Source organism: Streptomyces amritsarensis (assembly GCF_001953875.1).
In the GTDB taxonomy this organism is placed as follows: domain Bacteria; phylum Actinomycetota; class Actinomycetes; order Streptomycetales; family Streptomycetaceae; genus Streptomyces; species Streptomyces amritsarensis.
On sequence record NZ_MQUR01000151.1, the window covers coordinates 1 to 11,250 of the forward strand.

Genomic DNA, 11,250 nt, shown 5'->3' on the forward strand with positions numbered 1-11,250 from the left:
CGAGGAGACACCCCGGCGGCGGCCCCCCGACCCAGACCGAACCCAGCCCCGCCACACCCCGCCAAGCACACCGCCGAACCACCCCCACAACACCCCGCACCGGGATCCAGCCGCACACCCCCGAGCACCACCCACTGGCCCGGCGCCGAGCCGAGGGGTACCGCCGAGCCGCCCGCACGACACCCCCCGCCGGGAGCGAGCCGTACACCCGCCGAGCCGCCCGCCGGGCACCACGGGGGGGGTCAGTACGACTTGGGGAGGCCGAGGGTTTGGTGGGAGACGAAGTTGAGGATCATCTCGCGGCTGACCGGGGCGATGCGGGCCACGCGGGAGGCGGTGATGAGGGAGCCCAGGCCGTATTCGCGGGTGAGGCCGTTGCCGCCGAGGGTGTGGACGGACTGGTCCACCGCGCGGACGCAGGCCTCGCCCGCGGCGTACTTCGCCATGTTCGCGGCCTCGCCCGCGCCCATGTCGTCGCCCGCGTCGTACAGGGCGGCCGCCTTCTGCGTCATGAGGCGGGCCAGTTCCAGCTCGATGTGGGCCTGGGCCAGCGGGTGGGCGACGGCCTGGTGGGCTCCGATCGGCTCCTTCCACACGTGGCGGGTCTTGGCGTACTCGACGGCGCGGGCGAGGGCGTAGCGGCCCATGCCGATGGCGAACGCGGCGGTCATGATGCGTTCGGGGTTGAGGCCCGCGAAGAGCTGGAGGAGGCCCGCGTCCTCGTCGCCGACCAGGGCGGAGGCGGGCAGGCGTACCTCGTCCAGGGTGAGTTCGAACTGCTTCTCCGCCGCCTGGAGTTCCATGTCGATGACCGTGCGGCCGAAGCCCGGGGTGTCGCGCGGGACGATGAACAGGCAGGGCTTCAGGCGTCCGGTGCGGGCGTCCTCCGTGCGGCCGACGATGAGGGTGGCGTCGGCGATGTCGACGCCGGAGATGAAGACCTTGCGTCCGGTGAGGATCCAGTCGTCGCCGTCACGGCGGGCGGTGGTGGTGATGCGGTGGGAGTTGGATCCGGCGTCGGGTTCGGTGATGCCGAAGGCCATGGTGCGGCTGCCGTCGGCGAGGCCGGGGAGCCAGGTCCGCTTCTGGTCGTCGGTGCCGAAGCGGGCGATGACCGTGCCGCAGATGGCCGGCGAGACGACCATCATCAGCAGGGGGCAGCCCGCCGCCCCGAGTTCTTCCAGGACGATGGCGAGTTCGGCGATGCCGCCGCCTCCGCCGCCGTGTTCCTCGGGGAGGTTGACGCCGAGGTAGCCGAGCTTGGCCGCATCGGCCCACAGTTCGTCGGGGTGGCCGCCTTCGCGGGCGACCCGGGCGAGGTACTCGCGGCCGTAGCGCTGCCCGAGGGCGGCAACGGCGGCGCGCAGGGCCTGGTGTTCGGCGGTTTCGATGGTGGGGCTCATGACTGCGGTTCCTCCTGGACTACGGCGAGCAGGGCGCCGTACTCGACCTGTTGGCCGGTGGCGGCGTGGAGCGCGGTGAGCGTGCCGGTGGCCGGAGCGAGGATGCGGTGCTCCATCTTCATGGCCTCCAGCCAGAGCAGGGGCTGCCCGGCGGTGACGGGGCTGCCGGGGGCGAGGCCCTCGGCGACGCGGACGACGGTGCCGGGCATGGGGGCGAGCAGGGAGCCCGGTTCGGTGCGGTCCTCGGGGTCGGGGAATCGGGGGACGGGGGTGAGGGTGTGCGCCCCGAGCGGGGAGTCGACGTAGACCTCGGTGTTGTTCGAATTTCGTTTCACGTGGAACATCCGCCGGATGCCGTCGACTTCGAGGGTGACGAGGTGCCGCTCGACCGCCAGGACGCGAACGCCGGGGTGGTCGACGGGGTGGTACTGGACCTCGTACTCGGTGCCGGCGGTGGCGTAGCGGCGGGTGTGCGGCTGTGAGCGGAGGTTGCGCCAGCCGCCGAGGCGGGCGGCGAGGGGTGCGCCCGGGGCGGGGGCGGCCTCGGCGAGGGCGGCGGCGAGAGCGGCGGCGCCGACGTCCTTGGCCGGCTCGGTCAGGGTGGCGAGGTGGCGGTCGTAGAAGCCGGTGTCGAGCTGGGCGGCGGTGAACTCCGGGTGGCGCAGGGAGCCGACGAGGAGTGCGCGGTTGGTGGTGAGCCCGTGGATGCGGGCTCCGGCGAGGGCGCGGGCGAGGGCGCGTACGGCTTCGGCACGGGTGGGGGCGTGGGCGACGACCTTGGCGAGCATGGGGTCGTAGTGGATGCCGACGGTGTCGCCGTCGGTGAAGCCGGTGTCGACGCGGACCCGGCCGGGGATGTCGAGGGTGTGCAGGACGCCGGTCTGGGGGCGCCAGTCCTGGGCGGGGTCCTCGGCGTAGAGGCGGGCCTCGACGGCGTGGCCGGTGGGCTCGGGGGGCTCCGGGGGCAGGGCCGCGCCCTCGGCGACGCGCAGTTGGAGGGCGACGAGGTCGAGGCCGAAGACGGCTTCGGTGACGGGGTGTTCGACCTGGAGGCGGGTGTTCATCTCCAGGAAGTAGGGGCGTCCGTCGGCGGTGACGAGGAACTCGACGGTGCCCGCTCCGCGGTAGGAGACGGCGCGGGCCGCGGCGACGGCAGCGCGGTGGAGCCGTTCGCGCAGGGTGTCGGGCAGGCCGGGCGCGGGCGCCTCCTCGATGACCTTCTGGTGGCGGCGCTGGAGGGAGCAGTCGCGGGTGCCGAGGGCCCAGACGGTGCCGTGGGCGTCGGCGAGGATCTGCACCTCGACGTGACGGCCGCGCTCCACGTAGGGCTCGGCGAAGACCTCGCCGTCTGCGAACGCGGAGGCCGCCTCGGCGGACGCCGCGTGGAGGGCCTCCTCCAGGGCGTCCAGGTCGCGGACCACGCGCATGCCGCGGCCGCCTCCGCCCGCGGCCGCCTTGAGCAGCAGGGGCAGGTCGGCGGGGGTCGCGGCGGCCGGGTCGACGGGGTCGAGGAGCGGGACGCCGGCGGCGCGCATCAGTTCCTTGGCCCGGGTCTTGGAGGCCATCGCCTCGATGGCCTCGGGGGGCGGGCCGATCCAGGTCAGGCCGGAGTCCTGGACCTGGCGGGCGAAGTCGGCGTTCTCGGAGAGGAAGCCGTACCCGGGGTGGACCGCGTCCGCTCCGGCGGCGAGCGCGGCCTTGATGACCAGGTCGCCGCGCAGGTAGGTGTCGGCGGGGGCCGCGCCCGGCAGCCGTACGGCCGCGTCGGCGGCACGGACGTGCAGGGCGTCGGCGTCCGGGTCGGAGTGGACGGCGACGGTGGCCAGGCCCAGGTCGCGGGCGGTACGGAAGATCCGTACGGCGATCTCGCCCCGGTTGGCCACGAGGAGGGAGGTCAGGTTCGTCATGTGCGGGCTCACATCCGGAAGACGCCGAAGCCGCCACGGGCGCCCTCGACGGGGGCGTTGTGGACGGCCGACAGGCACAGGCCGAGGACGGTACGGGTGTCGCGCGGGTCGATGACCCCGTCGTCGTACAGCCGCCCGGACAGGAACATGGGGAGGGACTCGGACTCGATCTGCGCCTCGACGAAGGCGCGCATCCCGGCGTCCTGCTCCTCGTCGTAGGGGAGTCCCTTGGCGGCGGCGGACTGCCTCGACACGATGGAGAGGACTCCGGCGAGCTGCTGGGCGCCCATGACGGCGGACTTGGCGCTGGGCCAGGCGAAGAGGAAGCGGGGCTCGTAGGCGCGGCCGCACATGCCGTAGTGGCCGGCTCCGTAGCTGGCGCCGATGAGCACGGACAGGTGCGGGACCTTCGAGTTGGAGACGGCGTTGATCATCATCGAGCCGTGTTTGACGATGCCGCCCTGTTCGTACTCCTTGCCGACCATGTAGCCGGTGGTGTTGTGGAGGAAGAGGAGCGGGATGTCGCGCTGGTTGGCGAGCTGGATGAACTGGGCGGCCTTCTGCGACTCGGCGCTGAACAGCACGCCCTGGGCGTTGGCGAGGATGCCGACCGGGTAGCCGTGGAGGGTGGCCCAGCCGGTGACGAGGCTGGTGCCGTAGAGCGGCTTGAACTCGTCGAAGTCGGAGGCGTCGACGATGCGGGCGATGACCTCGCGGGGGTCGAAGGGGGTCTTCAGGTCGGGCGGGACGATCCCGAGGAGTTCCTCCGGGTCGTAGTGGGGCTCCTCGGCCTCCGGCGGATCCTGGTGGGCCTTGCGGTGGTTCAGGCGGGCGACGATGCGGCGGGCCTGGCGGATGGCGTCGTACTCGTCGAGGGCGTAGTGGTCGGCGAGCCCGGAGGTGCGGGCGTGCATGTCGGCCCCGCCGAGGGACTCGTCGTCGCTCTCCTCGCCGGTGGCCATCTTGACCAGGGGCGGACCGCCGAGGAACACCTTGGAACGGTCCTTGATCATGACGGTGTGGTCGGACATGCCGGGGACGTACGCGCCTCCGGCGGTGGAGTTGCCGAACACGACCGCGACGGTCGGGATGCCCTCGGCGGACAGCCGGGTGAGGTCGCGGAAGATCGCGCCGCCCGGGATGAAGATCTCCTTCTGGGAGGGCAGGTCGGCGCCGCCGGACTCCACGAGGCTGATGACGGGGAGGCGGTTCTGCCGGGCGATCTCGTTGGCCCGCAGCGCCTTCTTCAGCGTCCAGGGGTTGCTGGCGCCGCCGCGGACGGTGGGGTCGTTGGCCGTGACCAGGCACTCGACGCCCTCGACCGTGCCGATGCCGGTGACCATGGAGGCGCCGACGGGGTAGTCACTGCCCCAGGCGGCGAGCGGCGACAGCTCCAGGAACGGCGTGTCGGGGTCGAGCAGCAGCTCCACGCGCTCGCGCGCCAGGAGCTTGCCGCGCTTCTTGTGCCGGGCGGTGTACTTCTCCCCACCGCCCTCCAGGGCCTTGGCGTGCTCCGCGTCGAGGGCGGCCAGGCGCTCCAGTGCGGCCGTACGGGCCCTGGTGTGCTCGGGGGCGTGCGGGTCGACGGTGGTGCGCAGACGGGTCATGGGCCGGTCCCCTCCGGGGGCGGGAGCAGGTGGGCGGGGATGTCGAGGTGGCGGGCGCGCAGCCATTCGCCGAGGGCCTTGGCCTGGGGGTCGAAGCGGTGGCCCGAGGCGACGCCGTCGCCGAGGATGCCGGTGACGGTGAAGTTCAGGGCGCGGAGGTTGGGGAGTTCGTGCCGCTGCACGGCGAGGCCGCGGGTCTCGGGGAGCAGGGCCCGGAACCGGTCGACGGTCAGGGTCTCGCGCAGCCAGTCCCAGGCGGGGCTGGAGCCGACCCAGACGCCGACGTTGGCGTCACCGCCCTTGTCTCCGCTGCGGGCCCCGGCCAGCGCCCCGAGCGGGGCGCGGACACTCTGGCGGGGCTCCGCCCCGGCCCCGGCGGGGGCTGCGCCCCCGACCCCTTCGGGGGCTCCGCCCCCGGACCCCCGCGCCTCAAACGCCGGCGGGGCTGAGGGTGCAGGGGGCTCCGCCGGCGGGACTGGGGGTGCAGGGGGCTCCGCCGGCGGGGCTGGGAGTGCGGGAGGCTCGGCCGGCGGGACTGGGAGTGCGGGAGGCTCCGCCGGCGGGACTGGGGGTGCGGGAGGCTCCGCCGGCGGGACTGGGGGTGCGGGAGGCTCCGCCGGCGGGACTGGGGGTGCGGGGGGTTTCGTCGAGGGGGTTGGGGTGGGGGGCGGGATGTGGAGGCGGGTGCCGTCCGGGAGGACCGCGGTGTGCGGGACCTCGTCCGCGGGGACGAAGGCCGAGGCGAACACCCCGTAGGGCTGGGCCGGGCCGGGTGGGGCGCAGACGTGGAAGCCCGGGTAGCTGCCGAGGGCCAGCTCGACGGCCGTCGAGGTCAGGGCGCGGCCGACCCGGTCCGGGGACGGGTCGCGGACCACCAGGCGCAGCAGGGCGCTCGCCGTCTCCTCCGTGTCGGCGTCCGCGTGGTCGGTACGGGCCAGGGTCCAGGCGGCGTCGGCGACGCCTTCCAGGGTCTCGGCGAGCTGGGACCGGACCAGCTCCGCCTTCGCCTCGATGTCCAGGCCGGTCAGGACGAAGACCACCTCGTTGCGCCAGCCGCCGATCCGGGTCACGCCCACCTTGAGGGAGGCCGGCGGGCGTTCCCCGCGCACTCCCGTGATGCGCACCCGGTCGGCGCCGACGTCGGTCAGCCGGATGGTGTCCAGGCGGGCGGTCACGTCCGGGCCCAGGTAGCGCACGCCCTGGGTCTCGTAGAGGAGTTGGGCGGTGACGGTGCCGGTGGTGACGGCCCCGCCGGTGCCGGGGTGTTTGGTGATGACCGCCGAGCCGTCCGCGGAGATCTCCGCGAGCGGGAAGCCGGGGCGCCGGACGTCGTGGGCGGTGAAGAAGGAGTAGTTGCCGCCGGTGGCCTGGGTCCCGCATTCCAGGACGTGGCCCGCGACCACCGCCCCCGCAAGCCGGTCGTGGTCCTCCGGCATCCAGTCGAACCACCAGGCCGCCGGGCCGCTGACCAGTGCCGCGTCCGTGACCCGGCCGGTGACGACCACGTCGGCGCCGGCCCGCAGGCAGGCGGTGATCCCGGCGCCGCCGAGGTAGGCGTTGGCCGTCAGCGCGCCGTCCTCGCGTGAGGTGAGGTCGTCGCCCTCGACGTGGGCCACGGAGACGGGCACGCCCACCTCGGCGGCCAGCGCCCGTACCGCGTCGGCGAGTCCGGCCGGATGCAGACCGCCCGCGTTCGTGACGATCCGTACGCCCCGTTCGTGCGCGAGCCCGAGGCCCTCCTCCAACTGGCGCAGGAAGGTCTTGGCGTAGCCGAGGTCCGGGTTCTTCAGGCGGTCCCGGCCCAGGATGAGCATGGTCAGCTCGGCCAGGTAGTCCCCGGTCAGCACGTCGAGGGGGCCGCCGGTGAGCATCTCGCGCAGGGCGCTGAAGCGGTCGCCGTAGAAGCCGGAGGCGTTGCCGATGCGCAGCGGCCTCCGGCTCATCGTCCGACTCCCCGGCCCCGTCCGACTCCCCGGCCCCGTCCCGCGCCTGGCTCGCGTCCGGCGCCTGGCTTGCGTCCCGCGCCCGGTTCGCGTCCGGCGCCGGCCGGGCCGGCGAAGGCCTGGGCGATGTCCAGCCAGCGGTCCGCGTCGGGGCCGGTCGCGGTCAGGTCCAGGTCGGCGCGGTGGGCGCGCCGGGTCACCAGCAGGCAGAAGTCGAGGGCCGGGCCGGTGATCCGCTGCGGGGCCTGTGGCGGACCGTACGCCCAGACTCCGGCGCCGTCGGGAGCGGTCAGCTCGACCCGGAACTCCCCTGCGGGTGCGGGCAGTCCGTGTACGGCGTGGGCGTAGTCCCGGGCCCGTACGCCGATGCGCGCCACGTGCCGCAGCCGCGCGGTCGGCGTGCGGCGCACGCCCAGTGCGTCGGCGACGTCCTGGCCGTGCGCCCACGTCTCCATCAGGCGGGCACTGGCCATCGAGGCGGCCTTCATCGGCGGCCCGTACCAGGGGAAACGGGTGTCGGGCTCAGCCGCGGCCAGAGTCTGGGCGAGCGCGTCGCGGGTGTCCCTCCAGCGGGTGAGCAGTTCGGCGGGCGGCAGCGCCGCGCCCTCGCGCGCGCCGTCGTCGACGAAGGAGTCGGGAGCCTTCACAGCTTCCTCGACCATGACGGCGAAGCCCGTGGCATCGGTGAGGGAGAGCAGCGAGGCCCGGTCGGTCCAGTGCAGGTGGGCGATCTGGTGGGCGATGGTCCAGCCGGGCGCGGGCGTGGGCCGGGCCCACTCCGGGGCGGGCAACCGCCCGACGAGGGAGTCGAGTTCCCGCCCCTCCTCGCGCAGATCGGTGAAGACGGCGACGGCGTCGTCGGCGGCGGCGGACGGATCGGGCACGGTGCGCTCCCCTTCTCGGCGTGAGGGGAAGACTGGCACCACACAAGAAAACAATCAAGCACGCTTGCATGATTTTCCGACCGGGCGCCGCGCGGGGTGACGCCTTCCCGCCACCGCACCAAAGCCCCTGAATCCCCCGGCAGTTGATCCATATCCGTACCGCCCGCAGGTCTCGCGGCACGCCCGCGCCGGGAACCGCGGAGGGCGATTCAGGCCGTAAGCCGCAAACCCGCGATACGTCACCGGATGTCCCGTCGATACTGAACGCTCCGCACCGGGCCCGGGCGGGCACCCACGTTCATGTCACTCGACGCAGAGGATGAACTGACGTGACCCCAGCCGCCCAACCTCCCTTCTCGCTCTATCCCGAACTCGACGCGACCACCCTCGGCGCCTTCGTCTCCGCGCTGGAGAGCGGCGAGGTCACCGGCCTGCCGCCCGCCCGCGCCGCCGAGGTCGCCGAGGCGCGCGCCCTCGTCGTCTTCACCCGCGGCAAGGTGACCGGAGCCGACGGCGACCTCCTCGACGCGGCACTCTGGCGGCACACCGGGGCCCAGCCGCGCCCGATGATCGTCATGCCTTCGCCCTGGACCGCCCTGGGCTGGCTCGCGTACGCCGTCCAGGCCACCCTGTTCGCGACCCGCGGCTACAACGTCATCGCGTACACCGCCCGCGGCTTCGCCGGCTCCGAGGGCCAGGTCGACGTAGCCGGCCCGCTCGACGTGGCCGACGGCAGCCGCGCCCTGGACCACCTGATCGAACGCAGCACGGGCCCCGTGACGAAGATCGGCTTCCTCGGGGACTCCTACGGCTCCGGCATCAGCCAACTGGTCGCCGCGCACGACACCCGCGTCGACGCCGTGGTCGCGCTCAGCACCTGGGGCGACCTCGGGGAGGCCTTCTACGAGAACTCCACCCGGCACGTCGCGGCGGTGCAGGCCCTGCTGAGGGCCGCCGCGAAGGCCCGCCTGAGCCCCCAGACGCAGAGCGTCTTCGACAACGTCCTGACCGGCAGCGACGTCCGGGGCACCCTGCGCTGGGCCGAGGTCCGCTCGCCCTTCACCCACATCAAGGAACTCAACCGCCGCCACGTGCCCGTCTTCTTCTCGCACGCCTGGCACGAGACGCTCTTCCCGCCCAACCAGACGGTGCGGATGTTCAACGAACTGACCGGGCCCAAACGCCTCGCCCTCTCCATCGGCGACCACTCGGGCCCCGAGATGTCAGGCGTCCTGGGCCTGCCGAACCGCATCTGGACGGACGCCCACCGCTGGTTCGACCACCACCTCAAGGACATCGACAACGGCATCGGTGACGAGGGGCAGTTCGTCGGCGAGGTCATGTGGAGCAAAACCCTCGAACAGCGCCCCACCTGGCCCTCCGCCACCGAACAGCTGCAACGCCTCTACCTCGCCGACAGCGGCGAACTCGGCCCGGCGGCGGAAGCCGGCTGGACGTCGACCGTGCTGTGCGGGATGGACACCCCGGCAACCGTCGCCGACAAGGTCGTCGAGTCCGGGTACGCCGAGATGGCCGGCCGCCCGAAGACCTACCTGACCGAGGACATGGACCGCACCGTCGCCGCCGTCTGGACGACCGAACCGGCCGCGGAGACGGTCCGGCTGCGCGGCACGCCCCGGCTCCGCGTGACCTACCGGGCGGCGAACCCGGGCTCCACCTTCGTCGCCTACCTCTTCGACACGGCCCCGGACGGCTCGGCCCACCTCGTCACGCACGCCCCGTACAGCGACCTCCAGTCGCCGCCCGACAGCCTCATCTGCGCCGACATCGAACTCCAGGCAACGGCGTACGACGTGCAGCGCGGCCACAGCCTGATGCTGGTCATCGACGCCCGCGACCCGTTCTACGCCGACGCCAACCTGCCCCGCGCGACGCTGGCCTTCACCTCCCCGGAGGCCACCCCGTCGTACCTGGACCTCCCCCTCGGCTGATGCCGTACGCCCGCCCAGCCGGTCCCCCGCGGCCGTCCGGGCGGGCGCACGCTCCAGGGAGGACGCACGGGACACCGCTCCGGTTGCGGGGTTTTGGCGGGGCGGGAGTGAAGGGTGTGGGGTGGTGGCGGGGACGGGGTTTGGGCGGGGCGGGAGTGAGAGGCGCGACGGCAACACGGGGACGGGGTTTGGGCGGGGGCGGGAGTGAGAGGCGCGACGGCAGCACGGGGACGGGGTTTGGGCGGGGGCGGGAGTGAGAGGCGCGACGGCAACGCCGGAGCGGGGTCTCGGCAGGCCGGGAGCGAAGGCGTCGGAGCGACACGGGAGCACGACTTCGACGGGGCCGAGAGTGAAGGCACAGCGGGAGTGCGGGGGCGGGGTCTGCGCGGGGCGGGATCAGAGTTNNGGAAGCCCCCAAAGGAACGGGCCGGGGGATCAAGACACCATCGGCGTGTCGGAGAGGCCCGGGCGGGAGCCCGGTGCGCCCCAGATCGCTACGCGCTCCTGTCAGACGGCGTCTGCGAGCCTCTGGGGCTGGGCATAAGCCGCCACCGATCGCTACGCGCTTCTCCGAGACCGCGTCCGGCCCTCGTTTGGGGCTGGGAGAGGGGGGTGATTCGAAGGGGCGGAGGGGCGATCCATCGGCTGAGCCGATGCCAACCCCCAACAAGACCAAGACGCCACCCCAACCACCCGCCCAATCATGGGCAATTAGAACATATTGGAGGCTCTTTGAGGCGCGTCTTCACGCTGACCTGGATTGGCTTCGCCTCGGCCGTCATCTGAGGCTTTCCTCCCCATCCGGGGGTTGGATCACCCGTCGTGTTGTTCGATGTAGCGGCGAAAGCCTTCCGCGCGGGCCTGGAAGCCACACGACTCGTAGAAGGTGTGGACGTATTCGTCGTCGGCTGCGAGCAACTGCACTTTGTAGCAGCCGGTCGACGCACCCAGCTGCACAGCGGCTTGCATCAGCTCGCGACCTACGCCTCGCCGCTGAGATGCCTCGGCGACCACGACGTTCTCCACGAAGAGGATGGCCCGACCACCACGGGTGAGGTTGGGCAGGACCAGACAGTCGGCGGTGCCGACCACGTCGCCTTCGGCATCCGCCACCAGCACCGTCCGCCCCTGCTGACGGGAGATGGCCGCCCACACGGCATCAGCCTTCTCCCGAGACAGCGGCGCGTCATCAGGATTCAGCTCACCATAGAGAGCCAGCAAGGATGGCAGGTCCGCTCCAACAGCCGACCGCACGGTGATCTTCATGCTTCGACTCTAGAGTGACCGGCCCCGGACGGTCTGCGGACGCGTGATCGAACAGCGCGTAGCGATCGATGGCGGCCTATGCCCAGCCCCAGAGGCTCGCAGACGCCGTCTGACAGGAGCGCGTAGCGATTTGGGGCGCTGCGGGCGCCGCCCGCGCATCCCTGATGTCCCCGATGGTGTCTTGATCCCCCGGCCCGTCCCTTTGGGGGCTTCCCGGCAGTCTTTCGGATTTCCGGGGCGGGACGGTCGGTCAAGGGTGGAGCGCAGCGACATCGCGAAGCGACGCGA

The 11,250-nt window shown here is 72.8% G+C and carries 7 protein-coding genes; 1 reads left to right on the plus strand and 6 read right to left on the minus strand.

Features of this window, described 5'->3' with window-relative positions; genetic code table 11:
* Positions 1–242: 242 nt before the first annotated feature.
* The 5 genes from AVW11_RS34070 to AVW11_RS34095 are packed head-to-tail and all read right to left on the minus strand — an operon-like array spanning position 243 to position 7,744.
* Entirely contained in the window at positions 243–1,403 is a 1,161-nt protein-coding gene (locus tag AVW11_RS34070; protein ID WP_076046952.1) for an acyl-CoA dehydrogenase family protein, read from the minus strand.
* A complete protein-coding gene (locus tag AVW11_RS34075) occupies positions 1,400–3,310 on the minus strand; it encodes an ATP-binding protein (RefSeq protein WP_076046953.1) in 1,911 nt (636 codons plus the stop codon). The genes AVW11_RS34070 and AVW11_RS34075 overlap by 4 nt, the downstream gene beginning before the upstream one ends.
* Positions 3,311–3,318: 8 nt before the next feature.
* Positions 3,319–4,917, minus strand: coding sequence for an acyl-CoA carboxylase subunit beta (locus AVW11_RS34080; protein WP_076046954.1), 1,599 nt, complete (start codon positions 4,915–4,917; stop codon positions 3,319–3,321).
* Positions 4,914–6,860 carry an acyclic terpene utilization AtuA family protein gene (locus tag AVW11_RS34090; protein WP_107423379.1) on the minus strand — a complete coding sequence of 649 codons (1,947 nt, stop codon included), beginning with the start codon at positions 6,858–6,860 and terminating at the stop codon, positions 4,914–4,916. The genes AVW11_RS34080 and AVW11_RS34090 overlap by 4 nt, the downstream gene beginning before the upstream one ends.
* Entirely contained in the window at positions 6,857–7,744 is an 888-nt protein-coding gene (locus tag AVW11_RS34095) for a TIGR03084 family metal-binding protein (protein WP_076046955.1), read from the minus strand. Before AVW11_RS34095 ends, AVW11_RS34090 begins: the two co-directional genes overlap by 4 nt.
* A gap of 329 nt (positions 7,745–8,073) precedes the next feature.
* Here AVW11_RS34095 and AVW11_RS34100 point away from each other — a divergent pair, with 329 nt between their 5' ends.
* On the plus strand, positions 8,074–9,696 hold the full coding sequence (locus AVW11_RS34100) for a CocE/NonD family hydrolase (protein WP_076046956.1): 1,623 nt from the start codon (positions 8,074–8,076) through the stop codon (positions 9,694–9,696).
* A gap of 813 nt (positions 9,697–10,509) precedes the next feature.
* Here the strand turns inward: AVW11_RS34100 and AVW11_RS34105 are convergent.
* On the minus strand, positions 10,510–10,962 hold the full coding sequence (locus tag AVW11_RS34105) for a GNAT family N-acetyltransferase (RefSeq protein WP_076046957.1): 453 nt from the start codon (positions 10,960–10,962) through the stop codon (positions 10,510–10,512).
* Between the last annotated feature and the right edge of the window lie 288 nt (positions 10,963–11,250).